Origin of the sequence: Amphritea sp. (assembly GCF_016744155.1) — a bacterium.
GTDB lineage: Bacteria > Pseudomonadota > Gammaproteobacteria > Pseudomonadales > Balneatricaceae > Amphritea.
Genome location: NZ_JADGEW010000002.1, coordinates 154,137 through 178,349, shown reverse-complemented (window position 1 = coordinate 178,349; position 24,213 = coordinate 154,137). Strand labels below are relative to the sequence as shown.

Below are 24,213 nucleotides of genomic sequence, written 5' to 3'. Positions count from 1 at the left end.
TGCTATACCAGTTGCGGAATGCAACCAGCCCATGAATAGCTGGTTACGGTGCGAAGTCTCCAAAACGACGGTAGGAGATTTGCAAACGGGGCAGCATGGCTACCCCGGGAATTGCGTCAGCTATATCGCTATAGCTTCAACAGATCGGCTTAGAAAAAACCTAATGGATTGATATCGTAGCTAACCAACAAGTTCTTGGTCTGCTGGTAGTGATCCAACATCATTTTATGAGTCTCTCGGCCTACACCAGACTTCTTGTAACCACCGAATGCTGCGTGTGCAGGATATAGGTGATAACAGTTAGTCCAAACACGACCAGACTGGATTCCACGACCCATACGATAAGAAAGGTTCATATCACGGGTCCAGACACCGGCACCCAAACCAAACTCAGTATCGTTCGCGATTTCAAGCGCTTCAGCTTCATCTTTAAAGGTAGTTACTGCAACAACAGGACCGAAAATCTCTTCCTGGAAAACGCGCATTTTGTTATGACCTTTCATCAGCGTAGGCTGGACGTAGTAGCCAGAACCAAACTCACCATCGTTTACATGAGCATCACCACCGATCAGGAATTCAGCGCCTTCTTCTCTACCGATATCCATATAAGACATGATCTTATCGAATTGCTGTTCAGAAGCCTGAGCACCCACCATAGTGTCGGTATCCAGTGGATTACCACGCTTGATCTGCTTAGCACGCTCGACAACCTTAGCGATAAACTCATCATACATACTTTCTTGAATCAGCAAACGGGAAGGACAGGTACACACCTCACCCTGGTTAAAGAATGCCAGCACTGCACCCTCTACCGCTTTACTGACAAACTCATCTTCCTGATTCATTACGTCAGCAAAGAAGATGTTTGGTGACTTACCGCCCAGCTCTACCGTAGACGGAATGATATTTTCAGCAGCACACTTAAGAATGTGCGAACCTACAGGCGTAGAACCGGTAAATGCGATCTTCGCGATACGAGTACTGGTCGCCAGCGCTTCACCGGCTTCTTTACCAAAACCGTTAACTACGTTCAGTACACCCGGTGGTAACAGGTCACCAATCACTTCCATCAGTTTCAGGATAGATACCGGCGTCTGCTCGGCAGGCTTCAGAACAACACAGTTGCCTGTTACTAGTGCTGGTGCCAGTTTCCAGGCAGCCATCAGCAATGGGAAGTTCCAAGGAATAATCTGACCCACTACACCTAGTGGCTCATGGAACTGGTAAGAAACAGTATTCTGATCGATATCACCGATTGAACCTTCCTGGGCACGGATACAACCGGCATAGTAACGGAAGTGGTCAACACAAAGTGGCACGTCAGCGGCCATCGTTTCACGTACTGCTTTACCGTTGTCCCAAGTTTCGGCAACAGCCAGCAGTTCAAGATTTTGTTCGATGCGATCTGCAATTTTAAGCAGTAAATTAGAGCGTTCGGTTACTGAGGTAGTACCCCAGGCATCCTTAGCTGCATGCGCTGCATCTAGCGCCAGATTAATATCTTCTTCTGTTGAACGTGGAATTTCACAAAACACTTCACCGGTAACTGGGGTAACATTCTGGAAGTACTGACCTTTAACAGGCGCAACCCACTCACCACCAATATAGTTAGCGTAACGGTCTTTAAAAGAAACAACTGAACCTTCGGTTCCTGGCTGTGCGTAAATCATTTTCTAAGCCTCTTTTTTGTTATACAGCGCACTTCGCGGTGCTGTTTTGAGTACCTGTTAATAGTAATCAGTAGACCCGATACCCAGCCATGCTCCCTTGGCACTGAAAAATTAGTTATTTAGTAGTAATTCTTGAGCTGAAGCACGGAGCCCCCACCCAAACTGAGCACCTTTTCATAAGCAATTGCAGCAGAACAAAGCTATATTCACATCATCGACTTAAAGCCATAACAGGCTTAAGACAACGACCAGTGTCAGTGAGTCAGGATATGAGCATCTAACGGCTCAGTAAGAGGAAATAATGTCTACATACCAGAAGCAGAATGAACAGCTTGTCCCAGAAGGATGCCGTTTAATTTCTACAACAACTCTCACTGGATGTATTACCTACGCCAATAAAAACTTCATTGATATCGCCGGTTACAGCAACGATGAGCTTATAGGCCAGAACCATAATATTGTCCGACACCCTGATATGCCTGCAGCCGCCTTTGAAGACCTGTGGAAGAATCTTAAGATTGATGAGCCCTGGTTAGGGGCTGTAAAGAACCGCTGTAAGAATGGTGACTTCTACTGGGTATTAGCCTATGTCACGCCACTGTACGATGAAGCAGGGAAAAAGATAGGCTATCAGTCGGTCCGCACAAGGCTTCCCGATGAGATAAAAGAGTCCGCTCAACGACTCTACGATCAAGTTAATACCAAGCCCAAACGGGTATCGTTTTCACGGGTTCAGCTTAGTAATAGAATTGTAGCCTCTGCTTTCTGCGGCCTGCTCGGCGTCACACTGGTTAATGTCGCCCCACTGGACAACGCGTTGAAGCTTATTCTGTCCAGCTTGATGACTCTGTCGTTTACCGGGCTTATCTATTGGCTACTATCGCCACTGAGCAACCGTTCAGCGCAAGCACTCAAGATTTTTAACAACCCAATTGCACAAAAGGCGTTGACCGGTCGAATGGATGAGATTGGAACTTTCCAGTTATCAAACCTGGTGCTTGAAGCACGCCTGAGAACAGTTACCGGGCGTGTTGAAGACGCTATTGTAACGGTGAGAAACGTGATGGGAGTGACTCATCAAAGCCTTGACCAGACAACCTCAGGCATTGAACAGCAAAACCTTGAAAGCGATATGCTCGCGTCTGTCAGTACCGAGATGGCCTCATCATCCCACCATGTGGCAGAAAACACCTCTCGAACCTCAGAAGTCACACTTCAAGCCGCTCAGGATGCACTGATCGGCCGTACTTCGGTTAATGACATGATGAAGACAATCGAGCTCCTGGTGGTAGAAGTAGCCCAGGCTGCTGAGTTATCAGATCAGCTGCACAGCCAGACCGAAGAGATCGGCAACATTACCACCATGATCAACGACATTGCCGATCAAACCAACCTACTGGCACTGAATGCTGCAATCGAAGCCGCTCGGGCCGGTGACAATGGCCGCGGGTTTGCCGTCGTCGCCGACGAGGTTCGGACCCTTGCAACCCGAACTCAGGAAGCCACTAATCAGATTAAAACCAGCATCGATGCTATTCAACATCAGGTCGAGCAAACCGCCAGCAGTATGAATAAAACCCATACTCAGGCAAAAGAAAGTATTAGCCGTGCGGAAACCGCAGGCAAGGCTTTTGACCAACTAAGCCAGTCACTGGACCTCATCTCTCAACAAAGCCAACAGATAGCGGTATCTGCAGAAGAACAGAGCGGCACCGCTGAAAGCCTGAGTCGCTCTGTCATTTCAATCCGTGATATTTCCGACAGCAATAAAGACTCCATTGCCCGGACAAACAGTGCCACGGATAAACTCGAGAAGCTGGTGACCGATCTGTCTCAAATTGTAAACCGCACACTGAAACGTTAAACGGCTTGCGGGAAACTGATAGCGATCAGTCAGGTGTAATAAGTCGCTCTACACCAGATTGTCGCTAAGCAGTAACCCGGCAAGCGCCCACATCATCAGGCAGACAAGCCCATCCAACACACGCCAACTAACTGGCCTGCGGAACAGCGGGGCCAGCCAGCGGGCACCTAAGCTGAGTGAAAAGAACCAAAGAAAAGAAAACAACGCCGCTCCAGCCCCAAACCAGTAACGATCATATTCAGGATATTGCCCCCCTATTCCACCGAGTAAAACCACCGTATCCAGATACACGTGGGGATTCAGTAAACTCAACGCCAAAGTAGTCAACAATGCTGAACGGAGGCCAGAAAACTGATTCTCAGACAGATCAAGGACTTCGTCACGAAATGCGGACCTGAGCGCATTCGCGCCATACCAAAACAGAAACAGAGCACCGCCCCAGGTGATTAGTTGAAGTGTCACCTCTGATTGCCCTATTAGTACTCCCATGCCTGCAATGCCTAATGTAATAAGCACCGCATCGATAAAGCTGCACAGAGCCGCTATAGGCCAGTGATGCTCACGTCTGACGCCCTGGCTCAATACAAATGCATTCTGAGCGCCTATCGCAATAATGAGTCCGGCACTGGTCGCTAATCCGGTAAAGAACGGTGTAGGTAAAGAAAACAACATAGAGACTCTTTTTCACATCTATATACAAGTGATAGCAGCATAATAAGTCGACTAACGTTAGTAAAACTAATAATATTTATATTTCATTAGCAAAACTAATATGGTGTGCCATGCTGGATTATCGTCAACTTCAGGCTTTAGCCACAGTGATGGAGGAACAAAGTTTTGATCGTGCAGCTAAACGACTATTTCTGACTCAATCTGCTATTTCTCAACGTATTAAACAGCTTGAAGAAACAACCGGACAGCTTTTATTAATACGAAGCCAACCCCTACAACTGACGTCCGTAGGGCAAAAGCTTCTACGTCATTATCATCAGGTCAGTCTGCTCCAGAACGAGTTATTAAACAGCCTCTATGACGCCCGTGAACAAGGGTTTACCAGACTTACTATTGGTCTCAACGCTGATTCTCTTGCCACCTGGTTTATGGCAGCGATGCAGCCATTACTAGAACAAAGCCCGATACTGTTAGACCTTAGGGTCGATGATCAGGATCAGACTCATCAACTGTTGCGACAAGGCGATGTCTTAGGCTGTATCAGTGCAAGTAGTAAGTCGTTACAAGGGGGCAACGCTGTACCACTAGGTATCAGTCGATATCTTGCTTTGGCCAGCCCAGAATATATTGATCGCTACTTTCCTATGGGCGTAACCGCTGAAACACTGTCAAATGCGCCGGCGGTGGAATACAACGAAAAAGACGACCTCCAGGACACCTTCATCAATAAGTTTTTTCCAGGGGTTCAGGACTACCAGCGCCACCGGGTTCCATCGTCTGAAGCCTTTACTGAACTAATACAACGAGGGTTTGCCTGGGGAATGGTGCCTGATCTTCAGATGAAAGCTCAAATTAAAAGCGGGCAGGTAAAAGAGATTGCGGCCGGTAAGAGTCTTGAAGTACCTCTTTATTGGCACAGTTGGAATTTATCCACTGAACTCGGTCAGCAACTAAAGCAACAACTGGTGAAATACTGCCATGTGCAGTTAGAACAACCTAAAACCTAACCCTGATAACGTATTTTTAAGGCTCTATACTTATCTGGTTTCGGCCATTATCTTTAGCCCAGTAAAGTCGTTTATCCGCCAGACCGAGCATGTCAGTAGAGAGCTCCATACTAGATGCATACTCAGCCACTCCGATAGAAGCCGTTAGCTTTACTGACTCTCCGGTTCTGAGTTTCACCGTAAACTGCTCTATCTTCAGTCTCAACCTTTCTGACAATTCGCCCGCTTTGTGAAGCTCTGTATCTGGCAACAACAAAGCAAACTCTTCGCCACCAATACGTCCGGAAATATCACTTTCACGCAGCTCTTGGGTAATAATCTCAGATATCGCTTTTAGCACAAGATCCCCTGCATCATGCCCATACTGATCGTTAACCATTTTAAAGTGATCCAGATCCAGCATACAGAGACTAAAATGTCGCCCATAACGCTTTGTCCGGGCAAACTCCTCCTCAAGAGATGCTAAGAGTTTCCGCCGATTATTCAACCCGGTCAGGGCATCCGTATTTGCCATCTGTACCAGAGCCTCTTCTACCTGGAACTCTTCAATCAGCATGCTGACAAATGCTGCCATACTGGTGATAAGTTCCAGGTCTTCATCACTGGGTAGCGAGGGTTCCTGGTGGTAGATAGCAAAAGTTCCTTTGAGGCGATGTTTCTTACCAAAAATTGGTTCAGACCAGCAGCTTCCCAGGTTATGACTAAGCGCTAAATCTTTAAAGGAAGCCCAGAACGGATGAGTTTCAATATCTTCAACAATTACACGCTCACGACGGAATGCCGCCGTACCGCATGACCCAACTCCTTCACCTATCTCAATCCCATGAATCGCATTTTGGTAATCTTTTGGCAATGAGGGTGCAGCACAATTCAGTAAGTGTTTACCTGTTTTATCCAGAAGTAAAATACTACATAAAGCTCCCGGATATTGTTCTTCAATACCCGTAAGCACTAGATTAAGCACATAACTCAGAGACTCACCTCTCAGTGCCGCCTCCATCGCACTGCTTCTGAGTTTATCCAATCTCTCGTTATGTCGTTGTTCAGTAATGTCACTACCGGAACAGAGCATTCCAACAACATCACCGCTTTGATCTGTACGCCTTTTATTTCGCCAGGTGATCAGACGTATCTGGTCATTACGGGCACGAATTTTACTCTCGCTCAGATAGAGATCACTATCCGCTGAAGAACTGTTTATGAAAAGATTAAAACCTTTTTTCTCTTCGATACTGTCAATAACAAAATCTTCACTAAACCAGTTCTTTCCCAACAGATCTGCCGGGGTATATCCCAGAACTTCACTGCCTTTTCGATTGATCATCGTGATCTCGCCCCGCTGGTCTAGCGCCAACATGATGGTATCAACCGTATCCAGGTAACTTTGGGCTTTATCCCGTTCCAGCAACACCTGCCGATGGGATACCTTCAAACGTGATAGCCCCATTGCCGAGAAGAAGGTAAACAAAAATCCAAAAAACAGTATCCAGTATTCAACACGGTATCCATCAAGGTGCTGAGATTTACCATTCCAAACCCGTAGTGCCCAGCTACGGCCAAGCACCCTAAACTCTGAGACATATGATGTTTTATTTATGTCGGTAGGAATAGAACCCATCGATGCAATCTCTACAGAGTTTTCACTGGTCACATCATCAAGCTTCATCGCCACGATATCGTGACCCATTACCTGTTTATCTATCAAGCGCTGGGGCTTAACAACCGCAGCAATAAAGCCTCGAAGTACTAACGCTTCTTGAGTCGGGGCAACGTAATAAACAGGTCGAAAGAAAACGACTGATGAACTAGCCATTTCATCCTGAACAAGGTGAAAAGGAGCGCTCGACAAAAATTTGGCGGAGCCGTCTAACAACTGATCAATCACCTCAGCATTGAGGTTTCGTGAGTAAGCGTCTAAACCGATAACACTGTTGTTTAACGCTAAAGGTTCAGAATAAAGTACTGGATAGTACACTTCACTTTCCGGCGCTTTTACCAGACCATTCGCCTCCGACTTCACCGCCGTTATTCCACTGTTAAACCCCTGCTCAAGTAATAGCTGCTCGAAGAGCGCCCTATCTTCATCGAGCACCCGAGGTATCCAATGAAGTGCATACAGTTCTGAATGTCGTTGAATAACAGGTTGGGTAAAGGAATGAAAATCAGCTCGATTTATCTGCTTACTGTAGGTTACATAGCTTGCGATTGAATCAAGAATCTCAACTGTATTATCCACATGATTTTGTAGATGAGCTCGCTGTTCAGTCGCAGCTAAAGCCATAAGCGACTGCCGCTGCTGTTGCTCGATGCCAACCTTATACTGGTAGGTAAAAACGGTGATAAGAAAACCGGCAACGACAACTAACAGTGGAGCACGATTGCTAATATTCATTATTTTATTGTTGGCTAACATAGACCTGTATTCTGGCTATCCGGATTAGGCTCCTCGCCAGCTCTTCCCCCCACCCCTAGGCGAAACAGATCAATATCCATATACTACCGATATATAATATTTATCTAATATTGCCACTGCCAATTATTTTAAACAAGATATATACCCCTCTCTTAATCCAAAGAATAAGCTCACTGTCTTTCTTTGTAGCCCATTTACAGCCTTTCCATTGGAGATTCATTATAGGACCCGCTTAAACTACCGGATGCATCGGAAAAGTCGCCAGATTAACTGATGACAAACAACTAGGTTGAAACCCGTTAACACAGATACAAATTTACCCGAACACAATCATTTTCAGACATACTTATTTCACTAGTTAATTTTATCTGCCGTCCGTACTAATATATGCTTAATGAAAACCAAGCTTAATCAAATCAAATAATTGAAAGTTTCAACATCTGTGCTCTATAGACGTATAACAAAAATAAAATAGGAAATGACAGTGTTTAAGCATTTTTTACAAGATTACTTGATGATGCTTTTTCTGGCGGTGATTGTAATCGCCATCGGCAGCGACATAGCGGCAGACATATCCCACGGTGCAAGTACAACCCACCTGTTGCAAGAGGCCACGATTCTGCTTATTGCCTTTCTTATGCTTTGCTGGCTAATCTTGGATAATTTTCTCAATCGTCGACAAATCAGGCAATTAAATCAAGACCTGGAAGAAATGAAGATTATGCCTACACCAGAGTCAGAGGTAGTACTCGCTGCTCGTCATCAGCTACGCCAGGCAATTACAGAGCAGTTCAGTGATTGGAAATTAACCTCAAGCGAAAAAGATGTCGGACAGATGCTACTTAAAGGCTACAGTCTTAAAGAGATCGCAGGCTTACGAGGTACCGCTGAAAAAACTATCCGCCAGCAAGCGTCTTCTATCTATCACAAAGCATCAGTACCTGGGCGGCACGCCTTTTCAGCATGGTTTATCGAAGATCTCCTTTAATCAAAAAAATAAGCGCCTTCTTTAAATGATTGCCTCGTTATGCAGAGTTCAACTTATCCAGCTGTTTCAAAAGCGAATGTTTCAGCTGGTGTAGATCGAGAATACCGTCTCTCGCTCCACTTTCATCGCCTTCGCTCTTCAGCACCAGTAAGTTATTTGCGTGAGAGTGTACTTGACGGTGTATACGGTCCACTGCTTCGTATGCAGAGGAGTCGCCATAATATGCCTGCCCCTCATGATAAAACCAAGAGCCGAATCTACAGGCATCACAACTCATTGGCGGAGCTTCAGCTCCGTCATTAAGAGCAGCCTCTACCTGCCTTATCCAGGCCTGATGCTCCACCGCTGCAAACTGAATCTGCTGCTCATGCCTACTTTTAACTTTCCGGTTAAACCACTCATCCGGTGTACGCCATGAACTAATCCACTCAGGAATATTATTTGCTGGCATCGGATAAGCTATGGCATACCCTTGAGCAAGTTCACACCCGAAGTCCAATAACATACTGCCATGAGCAGTAGTTTCAACACCTTCAGCAACAACATTTCGACGAAAGGCCCGAGCCAGACCAATAACCCCTTCAAGAATAGCCAGATCATCGGGATCATCCAACATGTCACGCACAAAACTCTGATCAATTTTTAAAGTATTTACCGGCAAACGTTTGAGATAAGTTAACGATGAGTATCCCGTACCAAAATCATCAATGGAGACCTGAAGCCCCAGCTCAATACAGTCGCGGATTACCTTAGAGGTTTGAACAATATCATCCAGAGCGCTGGTTTCCAGAACCTCTAACTCAATCTCTTTGGGGGGGACATCGGGAAAGTCGCTCAGCATCTTAGTTAGCTTAACAACAAAGTCTGCCTGCTGAATCTGAAGAGCACCGATATTGATACTCACCGGCAATTTCACCCCCGCCTTTCGCCAGAGACTACTCTGTTCGAACACCTGTTTGATAACCCAGTTGCCCATTTCTACACTTAAAGGTTGTTCTTCTATTATTGGCAAGAATTCAGCAGGTGGACGCAAACCCTTTTCAGGATGCTGCCAACGAATCAGCGCTTCAACACCGACTACCTGACCAGTGCTCATGTTCACTTTTGGTTGGTAATAGAGTAAAAATTCGCTTTTATTCAAACCCTCCCGAATCCGTTCGATACTTTCATGCTGTCCACGCATGGACCGGTCATGATCCATATCATACAGATGAAACCTATTTTTCCCTGATAACTTAACCTGATACATCGCTTGGTCTGCCTGACGTAATAGCTGATCAGCATTGATTTCTTCGACTTGAGGAAAAAATGTAACTCCCAGGCTGGCAGTTACGTTGAGTACGACTCCGTTATCCATCACATCAGCAGAGACCGCCTCTAACAGGCGGTGTAGCATCGGTTCGCAAGATGAAACATCCGCTAAATCCTGAAGTACCGCGACGAACTCATCGCCGCCTAAACGAGCCAGAGTATCTCCCTCCCGCAGCGTTAACTTCATACGAGCCGCAACAATTTTAAGTAGCCTATCCCCCGCATCATGCCCGTATTGATCATTCACCTCTTTAAAACCATCCAGATCAATATAAACCACCGCCAATTTTGCATTACGTCGTAATACCTGGTTCATCATCTGCAACAACCGGTCTGACAACAAAATCCTGTTAGGCAGGCCCGTCAATACATCATAGTGGGCAATTTTCTCCAGACGTTTTTGATGCTCTTTAAGCAAGGAGATATCCCGGGCAACACCCAACACAGAGCGAACATTGTTATGTTCATCGAAATCAGGAGTGAGTTTCCAGTTAAACGTCTTATTCCCATGAGCGCCATCTAAAACGAGCTCAATATCACAAGGTTTACCGGTCTCAAAAGTATGCTTAATCGCAGAGTCCCACGCTTGGCACGCCTCTTCAGGAAAACCTAATTCGGTATGAGATTTACCAACAAAATAAGCCGCTTTCAAATCTAAAACGGAAGAAACATTCTCTGACATAAACAGATACCTGGCATCACTATCGAATCGCATGATGACATCTGGTAGCGCGGTTATTAATGTACGCTGCTCTTTTTCACTTCGCTGCAACTGCCTTTCAGCCGTTTTCCGGGCAGTAATATCTGTATGCGTCCCAATCAACCGCCTGGGAGATGAAACCCGACCTTCGGCATCATGAGCTAGCTTTCCTCGCGATAAAATTTCGACCCAGTGACCATGCTTATGCAGCATTCGAAACTCGATATCATACTTACCTACCTCACCTTCCAGGTACTCGGTTACAAATGCCAAGACCTTCTCTTTCTGTAAAGGATCAATCAGCTGCAGCCAAGAACTGAAATCACCTTCCAGTTCATCCGGGGCATAACCTAACATTGACTTCAATCGCGGTGAGGAATACACCTCATCGGTTTCAAGATTCCAGTCCCATAGCCCATCATTAGAGCCATCTAGGGCTGTTTCAAGACGATCACGGCTAGTTATAAGCGCTAATTGAGAGGATTTTAATTCAAAGGCCATATCAACTAGGGATTTTTGTATTACACCCCATTCATCATCTCGATATGTTGGTTCATCAATAGCGCTATCATGACGAATTCCCTGAATAAGCCCGAGGGTTCTGTTTAATGGCTCTTTAATATCCCGGCGGTTGATCCGCCCGACAATCAGCAGGGTGAACAGCCCTATAACAAGTGATAATGCCACTACGTTAAAGTTCAGATTGCGTACAACGGTAACTATTTCATCCTGTATTTCGGCTGCCTGATTGTAAGATTCCAGGTCGATACGACGCATTTCATCGAGTACATTTCTCTTCGTTTCATGTACTTCTAATACACGTTTTTCCAGACTCATATTGGCCTGCTGATATTGAAATAGCGAATCACGATAACGCTTCAGATTCTGACCCAGTAAGCCGCTGGCATTTGCGATATCGGTTGTTGAAGCAGTCAATGTCTGTAAACGTAAAGACATATCATCAACAAGATTTTCTGAGGATAGTAATAGTGAGGAATCCGGGGTATTAAGATGCGCTTGTTCCGCCGTTAACTTGCCTATCAGTAACTGCGTTTCACGCAGCCCTGCCACAAGTACCATCAGTTGATCAAAATGATTGGTTAATTTACCGTCCAGGGTTTCTTTTATTAGAGCACTACCAATCGCTTGTTCAAGCAAAGTAATAGTCGTTTCAGTTTGCTGATCGGCCTCCCGCAGATTGATAAGGGCTGTATTTAACTGGAGGCACTCTTGTATCAGCGAAGTTGCAGTGATCTGGAAGTGACCTAGCGCTCTCCTTAATGCCGGATTTTGAACAGAGTCAAATAGCCTGGACATATTATTTGTTAGTTGTTTCCCCATGTTGTTACTGTAATTTTTCTCGTTACATACACGGGTGTGCCCTTCTATATCAGAAAATAAACTCGATATTTCTCGTCCAAGGTGAGCATTGTCATTTATCGCTGCAACTTCTTTACCGACGATATCACTAGACAAGGTCTCAACCTGAAAGAAGCCAATACCCGCAATTAGAGCAACCGCTGCAAAAGCAGCCGTATTCAGGACAGCAAGACCAACCAGCTTACTGGATATTTTGGATATAAACTTGAACATCGGCAGATAGCTCAGGGCTGCTGCCTCACTAGTGTGGCGCCACGCAATACCAGCGGTTTCAAAGGAACCTTATGCTGATCTAATGCAGTAACATTAACGATTCGTTCACCCTTAGAATTCTTAACCACCGGTATTTGAGATACCGGCGTTCCCTGCATCGCTGTTAATAACATCTCTGCAGCTGTTGCACCTTGCTCCTGGCCTGTTTTCACAACGGCAGCCCAAGCCCCTTGTTCAACCTGATAGCGGTTTCCGCCAAGTAGTGGGCCATCATATACCTCACTTAAATAAGTCAGAACTTCACTATTACCTGAAGCACTATCGCTGTGATTTTTGATGCCCTCCAGGCTGTCGACAAATAAGGTATCACAGGCCTTCAACTGCTCAGCTATACTATCCAGCTGCGCAAAATCACTCACCAGAAAAACGTCATTCAATTTGACCGGGAATGTGGTTTTCTCAGCCTCAACCTGATGCGCTAACGCCCTACCCGAAGGAACATCATTAGTGACAACGCAGGCAGAGCTGATTGAAGGTAACAGCTGTTTAGCAAACGCCAATGACTCACGAACATGTGCACGTTCAAGAATGCCGGATATATGGCCGTTGGGGTAGCCGTATTTAGCCGCATCAGAATTAACACCCGCAAACATTATTGGCGTGCTGACCTGATCTTTAAGAGAGGGAACAACGAACATAGCCTGAGCATTATCATCCACGGTAATAACACCGTCAGGATTAAGCTTATTGAATACAGCTAAAGCTTGTTTAGCTTTTGCCATCCCCCCTGCAGGAGACGCTTTAGTATCCATATAGAAGTAGGTTAAATCAGTCGAATCCGCCAGTGTAGAATCAATGCCTTCTCGTATCTCTTTACACCAAGGGTTATTTTCCTCATAACTCATAACAACCAGCACTTTGTACTCGGCAGCTGAAAAAGGAGATAACAAAAACGATAGCAAACCAACCAATATAACAGCGTACTTCATAGGGGCTTTCCAAGCAGAGATGACATGCCGATATTGTACCCATGCTATTACACCTTAAACAAAGGTTTTCACTGATAAGCTTGAAATTATGGCATTAGAAAAGCTTGACCCAGGAAGGGTAAATAACGATAGTCCTCATACTCTACCTTTTTCAGCTAAACCCTCACTAATCTGGAACACTACATTGCTAAGCTATCGCCACTCTTTTCATGCAGGCAACTTTGCCGACGTTCTTAAACACATAGTGCTGGTCGAGATTCTTGAACATCTAAGCCAAAAAGATAAACCTTTTGGCTATATCGACACCCACTCTGGTGCAGGTCTTTACGACCTCTACTCTGAAACCGCCACTAAACTCGGTGAACATCAGGGTGGGATCAGTAAGCTCAAAGCGGACAAATGGCCCGAGCTGAAAAGCTATTTTGATGCTATCGATGGGTGCAACAAAGATGGAAAGCTACGTTTCTATCCCGGCTCCCCGCTTATCGCTACTCAGTACCTGCGACAGAAAGATAAAGCCTGGTTATATGAGCTTCATCCGAAAGATTACCAATTACTCAAGCAAAATACCGCCAGACACCGCCAGGTTATAGCAACCAATGAGGATAGCCTGAGTAATGTTTTAGGGCTAATTCCACCAGCTTCACGAAGAGGCGTAATGTTGGTTGACCCATCCTACGAGATAAAATCTGATTACGAAGATGTATTCAAATTAATAAAACAGGCCCATAGCAAATTTTCTACAGGTACCTATGCGCTCTGGTATCCGGTAGTAGATCGCCAGCGGATCAATAAATTGGAAAGACGCTTTATTAACAGCGGAATTAAAAACATCCAACGATTTGAGCTGGGTCTAGAGCCTGATTCAGTTGAACGAGGCATGACATCATCTGGAATGATCGTTATAAACCCACCCTGGAAACTGATGGGCAAAATGACTCAGCTGTTGCCCCGTCTCAGCAAGGCGCTGGACACCGGTGATGGTGCACTTTACCGGTGTGATCAACTGGTCGACGAATAGTTTTCTATTCACTGATCAGAACGGTAAAAACCAAATCGTGCAAAACAAAAAAAGGAGCCTTTCGGCTCCTTTTTTAATTAGCTACGTTTAAGACTTAGGTAGCTTGAAAGTCCAGACAGAACCACCCTGGTTCAGATGCTTAACACGCTTAGCAACTTCACCACCCCAAAGCGGTACTGCACCACCCCAGCCGGATAGAACTGATAGGAACTGCTCGCCATCCTGCTTCCAGGTAATAGGTGAACCAACGATGCCGGAACCGGTGTTGAACTGATATTTCAGCTCACCTGTCTTAGCATCAAAACCTTTCAGGTAGCCTTCAGGCGTACCGATGAAGACCAGGTTACCAGCAGTTGCCAGTACACCACCCCAAAGTGGAGCGTAGTTCTGGTAGCGCCATACTTCTTTACCCGTTTTCGGATCCATCGCTTTCAGAACGCCGATATGACTGTCATTCATAGGCGAGATAGTGAAACCTGCACCTAAGTATGCCGCGCCTTTCTTATAGGCTGTTGGCTCATTCCAGATATCCATCGCCCACTCATTAGAAGGCACATAGAATAACTCTGTATCCTGGCTATAAGCCATCGGCATCCAGTTCTTACCACCTAGGAATGCGGGGACAGCACGTACAGATGAACCTTTCTTGCCATCTTCAGTGACCGTTGGGTTACCCGGACGGAACGCCTCGTCGTAAATAGGCCGACCGTTCTTGTCCAGGCCTTTCGCCCAAGTGATCTCATCAACGAATGGGAAGCCACGGATATAGTCGCCGTTAGTACGGTTCAAAACGTACATAAATCCGTTACGGTCAGCCGTTGCTGCCGCTTTAACCGTTTTACCATCAGCCTTATAATCGAATGAGATAAGCTCGTTTACGCCATCGTAATCCCAACCATCATGTGGTGTAGTCTGGAAGTGCCACTTGATCTTACCGGTATCAGGATCGATCGCCAGACGAGATGAGGAGAACAGGTTATCGCCAGGACGCATGTGAGAGTTCCATGGGGCAGGGTTACCCGTACCGATGAACAGCGAATTGGTATCCGGATCATAAGTTCCGCCCAACCAGGTTGCTGCACCACCGCTCTTCCACAGATCGCCAGGCCATGTTTGACCCGCTTTGCCACCGGAGATACCGTTTTCAACCTTCTTGCCATCTTTCCAGATGTAACCCATATGACCTTCTACAGTCGGCCGGGTCCAGAGGATCTTACCGGTCGTCGCATCGTATGCTTCAACCTTACCTACGATACCAAACTCACCACCGGAAACACCGGTAATGATTTTGCCATTAACCACCTGTGGGGCTGCTGTGATTGAGTAGCCCTCTTTGTAGTCAGCTACCTTTTTCTTCCACTTCACTTTACCGGTCTTAGCATCCAGAGCGACTAACTTAGCATCCAACGTACCAAAGATGACCAGATCACCGTAAAGTGCAACACCCCGGTTAATTACGTCACAGCAAGGCATGATGCCATCGGGTAGACGAGCGTTATATTCCCAAAGTTCATCACCCGTTTTTGTGTCTACCGCAAATACCCGTGAGTAAGATGCAGTTACATACATAACGCCATCTTTAACCATGGGCTGGGATTCCTGACCCCGTTGTTTCTCACCACCGAAAGAGAAAGCCCATACCGGGCGCATATCCTGCACGGTATCAGCATTGATCATATCCAGCGGGCTGTAACGTTGCCCCCTTGGGCCCATACCGTTGGATACCACGTCTTCTACAGTCATCTGATCTTGCATGATGTCTTTATCAGTTACGCCTGCCTGAGCGATACCTGATACAGACATTGCCGTTACCAATGCTGTTACAGCAAAACTGCCGCCGAACTTTTTCATTGCAATGCTCCTTGATTAAGGATTGTTCTTATTTTCTGACTATCGAGAGGGCTGGATACAGACCCCAGACCTACCCATATTTTGGGAAAATACCAGCTTTACAACAATTAACCGGGGGAATGAGTTTTATACATACTTAGTACTAATACTTACTAAACAGGTATCAAAACTCATAGGCCAACACGCTGAGCAGAGATAAACCCTCGCCGCTCAAACTCGTCTAATACATCCAACACACCTTCTTCAGTAACACTGTCCAACGCTGAAAATAATGCGAGTGAATGGGCTATCTGTTTCCCACTACAACTGCCGTCACAGGCCTGCAGTACAATCAATGTTAGCTGGTCCGGGAATATGATCTGTTGCGGTGCTTTAAGCACCCAGCGATTATGCCGCCCATCAAAATAGAGCCTGCAGTCAGCATTAAAAATCGGCACCAACTCTGGCATAGCTGCAATCATCACGAATTATCCTTTTCTCTGATGGCTAAAACATCGCATTTTCATAACGCTCATAAAGATGCGCCACACTGCGTACATATTCTTTTCTGGCTACAGCGAGCTGATCAAAATGTTTATCCAGGGGTAATTCAATGACCTCATTCATGCTCAACCCCTGCTCTGCAGCCTGGCTCAGGCGCTTATCGAGCCAACTGAGGTAAGCATGCGTCTGAACAATGGCCACCCTACCTTCAGATACCGGACCATGCCCGGGTACCAGCAGTTTAAAATCCAATGTTTCCAGACGCTTAAGATCAGCTATCCACTGTTTCAGATCAGGCGTATGTGGGGTTGTCAGCGCGCGCTGATAAAACACCATATCCGCCGTAAAAAGCACTCCGGTAGTTTCATCCAGTACAACCAGATCGGCTCCCGCGTGCCCGGTCATGCTGATAAAACGAAAACGATGTTGGCCCAGCTTCAACTGACTTACACTCAAAGGCTGACCGGGTAGATGCACCTCAGTAGAGCGCATCCAGTCACCCACCAATCGATACATATTTTCAGAAAAGGCATTACCCTGTTGGGCAATCAGTTTGCCGGTCTCGGGCAACGCGTAGATAGGACTATCCTGAAATGCCTGATTTCCGAGGAAATGATCGGGGTGATGGTGGGTATTCAGCACATATAGTATCGGCTTATCCGTTACTGAGCCGATAAGCTGTCGTAACTCAGTGCCATACCGTAGAGAGGGACCCGTATCAATAAGAACCACACCATCACCGGTGACAACAAACGCGGTATTAACAATATTGCCACCGTTTGCAGGGCTGAAATCTTCGGTTTTACCTTCAACTACCCAGGTATCTTTAGCGATTTCCCGAGCAGTCAGATTATATTGGAGCGGTGCGCTGTATACAGAGCTACAAAGCACTAAGAGGAAAACAGCAAATAATGATTTCATCAGCGTACCCCCTACAGAGCCTTCTCAAATTCATTACCGTTGTTATCCCGCATCCACAGTTGATACTGACCAGCCTGATCATTCAGATCATCCCTAAGATCAAAGCTAATTACCGGGTTTTCAGCCACCGGCTGAGATAGCTCTAAGCGCGCCAGACTCTCTTTCTTGGCATTTTGCAGTATCACCTGCTGGATATAAAACTCAGGGATCGCATCCGCCAAACCCGTATCCATTGGATGAATAACTCTGAATTTGAATCTGACTCCGCCCTTTGAGGCTAGCGGGAATGACCGACTCTGGGTCTCACCCAGATGACTCTCCCAAAAAGGGCTGCCATTACCGGTAGTACTAGGAGTCGTACACCCACCACCCGCCGCATCAAGATATGCAGAACCCACATGCCACACACCTGATTGTGTGAGCACAGCAGCCCTAACGGCAGTGCCCTGCTGAACCTTAAAACGAAGCGATACTTTTGGAATCACATCTGGATGGGGATAGTAGGTAAAAATATGCTGGATAGGATTGAGATCTGCCCAAACAACAATGCGTTCAATATCGCCTGCCAGTGCTGTAGCGTCTATCTGGAGAGGTACCTGGGTGGGGTTTTCAGCGAATGCTGGAAGCAAAACTTTAACCCGCTCATCAAAGTGATAAGGCGCTGAGCCAATGAACTGCTGACGGGTATAGTCCCACATCGGTGATTGAATTGGATCAGACTCTACAGCCTGAACAGCAGAAACAGCAGAAACAGCAGAAACAGCAGAAACAGTGACTAGTAACGTCAGAAGTAACAACCTGATCATCATCTGTACCTCCATACATCGGTCATGTAGGCCAACCAGCCATTATTTAATACTCAAATATCTATTATTGGACTACATCCTGATACAGCCCCGGCAGCTCATAACGTAAGCCATAACGGGAATATATTTTCTCAATTTCACCACTACGGATTAGCCCGTCAACAACCTCTTCAACGGCGTGACCAAGCTGACGGTAGCTCTGCTTTACCGCCATACCAATATCCCATTGCTGCTTTCCCATCGAAGGAAAACCGTTTTCTGCCAACTGGTAGCGAGGGCTTTCAGCCTGGGTGAGTCGCCAATCTATTTCGGCTCGCATACCCATCACGGCATCGACCTTACCTTCCTGCATAGCAAAAAACGCGTCATGTATCGTTGGATAGTGATGGGTATTTTTTCTCATTCTTCCGCCAAAGGCTGAAGTCAGATAGAAATCTGGAAGACTGTCAATTTCGACACCAATGGGGTGATATTGAAATACAGCAACAGTACCCACACGTTCAAGCTTCTCGCTGTCAAATGCCACCTGCCAGCGCTCACGCTGATAGGGGCCAAAGAGCACTACCTGATCGTTGATAAGAAGGTCTAAATCCCCACGTTTAAATGCATACTCACGGTCATAAGGTACCCGCATCATCACGTCAGCGAGGCGCTTCATCGCTAGCGGATTTTCCTCATTCTTATCGAGGTAGTGGCCTTTCCAGACATTGTTACGGAGATCATCTTCCAGATTTTCATCTGGGGTAATCCAGTGAACTTTCATCTGCAGGCCGAACGCGTCTGCAATACGGCGTCCAATCTCAATATCGACACCTGCAGGCTTTCCATCCTGCTCAAAAGAGTAAGGAGGAAAATTTTTATAGGCACCGATATAGATCGCACCACTGGCAATCACATCATCGTAATAGCGTGCCTGAACCGTACCAATCCAGCTTAGGGCCAATACGGTTATCAGGATAAGGACGCGTCTCGTTAGCTTCACTAGATCAGCCCTGCTTATTCAGTGGTCGCTACGGTTTCTAACCAGGCACGAATAGCCCACAGTGCTTCCTGGCTCAAATATTCAGCCATTTTCGGCATATACACACGGCCATCACGTACCGCACCGTTAAGAACCCGGTATTTGTACCACTCATCACCTTCAATACCCGGCTCAAGATAGCGCAGATCAGGTGCGATACCACCAGAGATAGCTTCTAAGCCATGACAACGGGCACAGTTTTGGGTATAAGCAGAAAAGCCTATCTCAACTGCAACATTATGTTTCTCATATTCTGGCGTATAAGGGTTCTCCTCAAGCCATTCTTCACCCAGTTGTTGTAGTTCATGAGTATCCATTGTCTGAGGCGTTACATCACCATGCGCCATCACTTGAGCAGAAAGCAGTATAGAAAGAGCACCTGCAGTTACAGCACCAAGGGTTTTAGTTGGCATTCTCATCACTTCACCAGTCTTATTAGAGTTTTAGTATTCTTGGATTTTCCGACTTAACCTGTGGGGACGAACAGGAAAAGTCGGAATATCGCTATAGGTGAAATAATAAAACAAGAGGGTAATGCTAAAGAATTCTGCTTTGGTGCTGAAAAACCAGTACCTTGGTACTAATCCAGATTCTCAAAAATAAATTAATTTAATGCTATCAAATAGTTATGTGATTATATATTTCTAAAGAAGCGGCGAAGTAGAGCCATAGTCTCTACTCCGAAGTCTTAACAAACTTCTCACCCAGCACTAACATACAAGGCGTTAGTAATAGGGTTAGCAGTGTTGCAAAGCTAAGCCCACCGGCTATCGCACTGGCCAACTGTGTCCACATCTGTGTTGAGGGCGCACCTATATCAATCTGCCGGTTAATCAGATCAACATTTAAAGCAAAGACCATAGGAACCAGGCCCAATACCGTCGTAATCGCGGTTAGCAGTACTGGCCTGAAGCGTAACTCACCCGCTTTTATTGCGGCTTCTGCCACCTTTAGCCCCTCTTTACGCAAACTATTAAAGGTGTCTATCAGTACGATATTGTTGTTCACCACGATGCCCGCTAGCGCAATGGCCCCTATGCCGACCATAACGATGCCAAACGGCTGCGCCGTAATCAGTAATCCCAGTAAGACACCTGCCGTTGAAAATAAAATAGCACTGAGTATCAGCAAACTCTGATAGAGGCTATTAAATTGGGTAACCAGTATTAGCAGCATCATGAACAGTGCAATTAGGAAAGCCTTAAGTAAAAACTCGCCCGTCTCTTTTTGGTCGGCATCCTCCCCTTTGAAAGTTAACTTAACGCCTTCAGGCAGGGTAATACTGCTCAGTTCTTCCTGTAACTCACTCAGCTTGTCACTGACCAATAGACCCTCCTCAACTTCACTTCCCAGGGTAATCACTTTTACCCCATCAACCCGGATAATTGAGCCCGTTTTAGCGGCGGGTTCGAACTCCATAAAGTTGCTAATAGGAATCATCCCCTTGGCTGTTTTAATACGCAGCTGACTGAGCTGATCCAACTGTCGCTCTCCTTTTGGAAAACGAACCAGTATATCCACCTCATCTTCCGTATAATCGGGTCTGTAATCAGTAAGCTTTATGCCGCTAGTCAGCATCTGTACAGCGCTTCCCAATTGAGAAATATCAGCACCGTAACGAGCGGCATCCTCTCTATTCACTTTCAGTCGCCACTCAATGCCTGGCAATGCTCGGTTATCCTCCACATTCTGAAAGCCACCCAAAGTGTCTATCAAAGCCCTTATCTGCCCCGCAGCTTGATTAATATCTACGATACTTGGACCACTTATCTGTAACTGTATCGGCTTACCTCCTGAGGGGCCTGACTCCTGCTCCCGAAATTCCAGAGACACGCCGGGAACTGCCGAAACTGTTTTTAACCGCATCTCACTGATAATTTCCTTTGCGCTTCTACGGGCAAACCAGTCGGTAAATTGGAATTGAATAACACCGATAACATCCTCACCGCCACCCTGATTAAACGAGCGAGCATAAACAGATTTTAGTTCGGGCATACCCATAATTCGTTCTTCTACCTGTCTGACCATCAGGTCTTTCTCAACCACTGACAGATCGCCACGGGCATGTATATTTACCAGAGCGGTTTCAGGCTCTACTTCGGGAAAGAATTCCACCCCTCGGCCAAAAACACTGTAGGCATACCCGGTTACTATTACCACTGTCAGGGTAAGCAACAGAGTTTTACCGGGGTGCCCAATCAGGTAAGTTAGTAAGCACATGTATCCTCGCTTAAACAAACCTGCCTCAATTACAGTTTCAGGGGTTGCTTGAACCTTATGCCCTCGATACAGCAGCCCTCCGATAACCGGTAGAAATATCAATGCCATCATCAATGACGCCAGTAGACAGAGTGTCACTGTGATCGGAAGATACTTCATAAACTCTCCGACAATACCGGGCCAGAACGCCAAGGGGATGAATACAGCCAGAGTCGTAGCCGTTGAAGCGATCACGGGCCAGGCCATTTGTCTGGCCGCAAAGCTAAAGGCATCAACGGCATTGGCTCCCTCTTTCAAACGCCGATCGGCCAGTTCAATAACGACAATAGCCCCATCGACTAACATGCCGACAACCAATATGAGGCTGAAAAGCACCACCACATTCAATGTCATGTTCATTAGATAGAGAAACAGCAAACCGGTCAGAAATGATCCTGGAATAGCCAGGCCGATCAGCAGCGACGAACGAAATCCTAGAGCGGCAATAATAATCAACATCACTAAAACAATGGCACTGACGACATTGTTGAGCAGGTCATTCAACATCGAACTTATCTGCTTTGACTGGTCGAGAATATAGGTGAAGCGCACAGCTTTTGGTAAACGCTGTTCGGCAACATCAACAATAGCGCGTACCTGCTCAATGGTTTCGATGATATTGGCACCGGAGCGCTTTGAGATTTCCAATGCAATCGCCGGTTGCCCATCTACCCTGGCAAAGCCTTCAGGATCTTTGAAGCTATTTTTGATAGTAGCCACATCGGCAAAGGTCACCACGGTATCACCCTGAACCTTTATCGGAAGGTTGAGCATGTCATCCAGGTTTTCTATCACGCCGGGCACTTTCAGCAACATGCGACCAGCACCTGAATCCATAGCACCTGCCGCGACTAACTGATTATTTCTACTGACAATATTGAGAACCGTCTGAAAATCAATGCGGTAGCTTTCCAGCGCTAAAGGATCAACCAGAATCTCCATCACTTCTTCGCGGTCCCCCCCTACATCGACTTTTAAAACGTTTGGCAACGCTTCGATTTCATCTTTCAGCTTACGGGCAATATTAACCAGTTCACGCTCCCCCATCACCCCTGAAAGGCTCAACGTCATCACCGGAAAAAGTGCAATATTAACTTCATTAACGGTTGGTTCATCAGTACTGGCAGGCAGTTCTGATTTTGCTACATCAACCTTTTCCCGCACATCCTGGAGTGCCTGTTTAGCATCAAATCCAGCATCAAACTCCAGAGTCACTGAAGCATGTCCTTCCCCAGCAACGGAGCGTATCTCTTTAATCCCTGCCACATCACGCAGAGCATTCTCCATTGGGCGTACCAACAGTCGCTCTGCATCTTCCGGCGCGATACCTTCATGGTTCATAGAAACATATATAATTGGAATCGCGACATCAGGATCCGATTCCTTAGGGATAGCGATAAATGCAAAGGCTCCTGCGATCAACAGAAACAGGAGAATCAATACAACGGTACGACTACGGTTGATTGCAGCTTCAATAAAAGATCCCATTACTCATCTCCTACAGCAGCAGTGAAAATTGCAGGAGAGTGCATTACAGAAGCAGCCTGTAGGTTATCTCCCGACTGATAAAAACCCTGACCACGGGTTATGACCCTGACCTTATCCGGCAACCCGGATACCCAGATACCTTCCGTTTCAGTGCGAATGATGTTGACCGGCATAGCAACCACTTGAAGATCAGTGTTCAGCGTTTTAATCGTCAGCCCACCATCACTGTTAAGATTCAACAGTGCTGCTGACAACAGATGCGCTTTAAGCTGCTCTACCGGGATATCAAGACTGCTGCTCAAACCTATCCAACGTTCACCATCAGGGTTAGGCACTTCAACCTCAATTCGATAGCTGCGGGTCTCGTCATCTGCAACAGTAGCGATATAACTCAAACGGCCACTCAGTTTTATTCCTGAAATCAGCTCCGCATTCACCTGCTGACCCAGCTGAAGACTTCCCAAATTTCGCTGAGAAACCTGCGCGACCAGCAACACCTTACTGTCATCGACAATGGTTGCTATCGGGTCTGCCCGGTCAACAAAATCACCTATTTCCAGTTTTCTCTGTTCGAGGATTCCAGCGAAAGGTGCCAGAATGCGGGTATTATTCAGTTCAATTCTGACCTGCTCTAGCTCAGTTTCTGCAACAGCCAGATGCGCTTTACTCTGAATTACATGATTCTTGGCTTTCAAACCTTTAGCCAGCAGCGACTCATTGGCAGCCAATTCACTTTTACGCTGCCGCAATACCGCTTTAGCCTGCAATAAACGGACAGTACGATCATCCGGCGAGAGCTTTAGTAATAACTGATCGGTTAATACCCGTTGACCACGTCGTCCGGGGAGTTCGATGACCCTGCCTGATGTCTCAGCGCGCAATGTCGCAGTACGATAAGGTAAGACCTGCCCCTGTAACACCAACCGTCGGTCTATCTCTGTAGCAATCAAGGTTTCAACCTGAACCGGCACATGGGAATCGTTAGCTTCGTTACCCGGTAACGTTGAGAGATGTTCAGCTGAATCTGTTACTGATGAACTCTCTTCAGTAACACTCAGACTACTTCTGACTTCTCCCGTCATCATCCAGACAGCCACCACGGCAAAAACACCCAGCGCTAGTAGATTGGAACCTTTCATTATTTTTCTCCTGCCTT

General features: G+C 46.3%; 17 protein-coding genes. 4 read left to right on the top strand and 13 right to left on the bottom strand.

Features of this window, described 5'->3' with window-relative positions:
- Positions 1-149 precede the first annotated feature (149 nt).
- Positions 150-1,670 (bottom strand): aldehyde dehydrogenase family protein, encoded by a 1,521-nt coding sequence (locus QZZ54_RS03415; RefSeq protein WP_290698599.1) that lies wholly within the window; start codon positions 1,668-1,670, stop codon positions 150-152.
- Positions 1,671-1,971: 301 nt separating this feature from the next.
- On the opposite strand from QZZ54_RS03415, the gene QZZ54_RS03410 reads away from it, so the two are divergent.
- Complete coding sequence (locus QZZ54_RS03410; protein ID WP_290698596.1) at positions 1,972-3,534, top strand: PAS domain-containing methyl-accepting chemotaxis protein; 1,563 nt, start codon at positions 1,972-1,974, stop codon at positions 3,532-3,534.
- Between the two features lie 48 nt (positions 3,535-3,582).
- On the opposite strand, the gene QZZ54_RS03405 is transcribed toward QZZ54_RS03410, so the two are convergent.
- On the bottom strand, positions 3,583-4,206 hold the full coding sequence (locus QZZ54_RS03405; RefSeq protein ID WP_290698593.1) for a LysE/ArgO family amino acid transporter: 624 nt from the start codon (positions 4,204-4,206) through the stop codon (positions 3,583-3,585).
- A 110-nt stretch (positions 4,207-4,316) separates the two neighbouring features.
- Here QZZ54_RS03405 and QZZ54_RS03400 point away from each other — a divergent pair, with 110 nt between their 5' ends.
- Positions 4,317-5,213, top strand: coding sequence for a LysR family transcriptional regulator ArgP (locus QZZ54_RS03400; RefSeq protein WP_290698590.1), 897 nt, complete (start codon positions 4,317-4,319; stop codon positions 5,211-5,213).
- A 16-nt stretch (positions 5,214-5,229) separates the two neighbouring features.
- Here the strand turns inward: QZZ54_RS03400 and QZZ54_RS03395 are convergent, their stop codons facing one another.
- Positions 5,230-7,605, bottom strand: coding sequence for a diguanylate cyclase (locus QZZ54_RS03395; RefSeq protein ID WP_290698586.1), 2,376 nt, complete (start codon positions 7,603-7,605; stop codon positions 5,230-5,232).
- A gap of 535 nt (positions 7,606-8,140) precedes the next feature.
- Here QZZ54_RS03395 and QZZ54_RS03390 point away from each other — a divergent pair.
- Entirely contained in the window at positions 8,141-8,614 is a 474-nt protein-coding gene (locus tag QZZ54_RS03390; RefSeq protein WP_290698584.1) for a DNA-binding response regulator, read from the top strand.
- Positions 8,615-8,651: 37 nt separating this feature from the next.
- On the opposite strand, the gene QZZ54_RS03385 is transcribed toward QZZ54_RS03390, so the two are convergent.
- Positions 8,652-12,218 carry an EAL domain-containing protein gene (locus QZZ54_RS03385; RefSeq protein ID WP_290698581.1) on the bottom strand — a complete coding sequence of 1,189 codons (3,567 nt, stop codon included), beginning with the start codon at positions 12,216-12,218 and terminating at the stop codon, positions 8,652-8,654.
- A gap of 11 nt (positions 12,219-12,229) precedes the next feature.
- On the bottom strand, positions 12,230-13,207 hold the full coding sequence (locus QZZ54_RS03380; protein WP_290698578.1) for an ABC transporter substrate binding protein: 978 nt from the start codon (positions 13,205-13,207) through the stop codon (positions 12,230-12,232).
- A gap of 88 nt (positions 13,208-13,295) precedes the next feature.
- On the opposite strand from QZZ54_RS03380, the gene rlmJ reads away from it, so the two are divergent.
- On the top strand, positions 13,296-14,228 hold the full coding sequence (gene rlmJ / locus QZZ54_RS03375) for a 23S rRNA (adenine(2030)-N(6))-methyltransferase RlmJ (protein WP_290698575.1): 933 nt from the start codon (positions 13,296-13,298) through the stop codon (positions 14,226-14,228).
- Positions 14,229-14,315: 87 nt separating this feature from the next.
- On the opposite strand, the gene QZZ54_RS03370 is transcribed toward rlmJ, so the two are convergent.
- The 8 genes from QZZ54_RS03370 to QZZ54_RS03335 form a co-directional block, all read right to left on the bottom strand.
- Positions 14,316-16,079: a PQQ-dependent methanol/ethanol family dehydrogenase gene (locus QZZ54_RS03370; RefSeq protein WP_290698572.1), complete on the bottom strand. Its 1,764-nt coding sequence runs from the start codon at positions 16,077-16,079 to the stop codon at positions 14,316-14,318.
- Between the two features lie 170 nt (positions 16,080-16,249).
- The gene (locus QZZ54_RS03365) at positions 16,250-16,543 is read right to left on the bottom strand and encodes a hypothetical protein (protein ID WP_290698569.1); all 294 of its coding nucleotides are present in this window, start codon (positions 16,541-16,543) and stop codon (positions 16,250-16,252) included.
- Between the two features lie 22 nt (positions 16,544-16,565).
- Positions 16,566-17,483 (bottom strand): quinoprotein relay system zinc metallohydrolase 1, encoded by a 918-nt coding sequence (locus tag QZZ54_RS03360; RefSeq protein WP_290698566.1) that lies wholly within the window; start codon positions 17,481-17,483, stop codon positions 16,566-16,568.
- Between the two features lie 11 nt (positions 17,484-17,494).
- Positions 17,495-18,292: a quinoprotein dehydrogenase-associated SoxYZ-like carrier gene (locus tag QZZ54_RS03355; RefSeq protein WP_290698563.1), complete on the bottom strand. Its 798-nt coding sequence runs from the start codon at positions 18,290-18,292 to the stop codon at positions 17,495-17,497.
- Between the two features lie 61 nt (positions 18,293-18,353).
- The gene (locus QZZ54_RS03350) at positions 18,354-19,271 is read right to left on the bottom strand and encodes a transporter substrate-binding domain-containing protein (RefSeq protein ID WP_290698560.1); all 918 of its coding nucleotides are present in this window, start codon (positions 19,269-19,271) and stop codon (positions 18,354-18,356) included.
- 14 nt (positions 19,272-19,285) lie between these two features.
- Positions 19,286-19,729 (bottom strand): cytochrome c-550 PedF, encoded by a 444-nt coding sequence (pedF, locus tag QZZ54_RS03345; RefSeq protein WP_290698557.1) that lies wholly within the window; start codon positions 19,727-19,729, stop codon positions 19,286-19,288.
- 256 nt (positions 19,730-19,985) lie between these two features.
- Positions 19,986-23,057: an efflux RND transporter permease subunit gene (locus QZZ54_RS03340; RefSeq protein ID WP_290698555.1), complete on the bottom strand. Its 3,072-nt coding sequence runs from the start codon at positions 23,055-23,057 to the stop codon at positions 19,986-19,988.
- Positions 23,057-24,196 carry an efflux RND transporter periplasmic adaptor subunit gene (locus QZZ54_RS03335; protein WP_290698553.1) on the bottom strand — a complete coding sequence of 380 codons (1,140 nt, stop codon included), beginning with the start codon at positions 24,194-24,196 and terminating at the stop codon, positions 23,057-23,059. The genes QZZ54_RS03340 and QZZ54_RS03335 overlap by 1 nt, the downstream gene beginning before the upstream one ends.
- Positions 24,197-24,213: the final 17 nt, after the last annotated feature.

Coding starts and splice junctions, on each gene's coding strand:
- QZZ54_RS03415 (WP_290698599.1), bottom strand. CDS start 1,670: ATGATTTACGCACAGCCAGGAACCGAAGGTTCAGTTGTTTCTTTTAAA.
- QZZ54_RS03410 (WP_290698596.1), top strand. CDS start 1,972: ATGTCTACATACCAGAAGCAGAATGAACAGCTTGTCCCAGAAGGATGC.
- QZZ54_RS03405 (WP_290698593.1), bottom strand. CDS start 4,206: ATGTTGTTTTCTTTACCTACACCGTTCTTTACCGGATTAGCGACCAGT.
- QZZ54_RS03400 (WP_290698590.1), top strand. CDS start 4,317: ATGCTGGATTATCGTCAACTTCAGGCTTTAGCCACAGTGATGGAGGAA.
- QZZ54_RS03395 (WP_290698586.1), bottom strand. CDS start 7,605: ATGAATATTAGCAATCGTGCTCCACTGTTAGTTGTCGTTGCCGGTTTT.
- QZZ54_RS03390 (WP_290698584.1), top strand. CDS start 8,141: ATGATGCTTTTTCTGGCGGTGATTGTAATCGCCATCGGCAGCGACATA.
- QZZ54_RS03385 (WP_290698581.1), bottom strand. CDS start 12,218: ATGTTCAAGTTTATATCCAAAATATCCAGTAAGCTGGTTGGTCTTGCT.
- QZZ54_RS03380 (WP_290698578.1), bottom strand. CDS start 13,207: ATGAAGTACGCTGTTATATTGGTTGGTTTGCTATCGTTTTTGTTATCT.
- rlmJ (WP_290698575.1), top strand. CDS start 13,296: ATGGCATTAGAAAAGCTTGACCCAGGAAGGGTAAATAACGATAGTCCT.
- QZZ54_RS03370 (WP_290698572.1), bottom strand. CDS start 16,079: ATGAAAAAGTTCGGCGGCAGTTTTGCTGTAACAGCATTGGTAACGGCA.
- QZZ54_RS03360 (WP_290698566.1), bottom strand. CDS start 17,483: ATGAAATCATTATTTGCTGTTTTCCTCTTAGTGCTTTGTAGCTCTGTA.
- QZZ54_RS03355 (WP_290698563.1), bottom strand. CDS start 18,292: ATGATGATCAGGTTGTTACTTCTGACGTTACTAGTCACTGTTTCTGCT.
- pedF (WP_290698557.1), bottom strand. CDS start 19,729: ATGAGAATGCCAACTAAAACCCTTGGTGCTGTAACTGCAGGTGCTCTT.
- QZZ54_RS03340 (WP_290698555.1), bottom strand. CDS start 23,057: ATGGGATCTTTTATTGAAGCTGCAATCAACCGTAGTCGTACCGTTGTA.
- QZZ54_RS03335 (WP_290698553.1), bottom strand. CDS start 24,196: ATGAAAGGTTCCAATCTACTAGCGCTGGGTGTTTTTGCCGTGGTGGCT.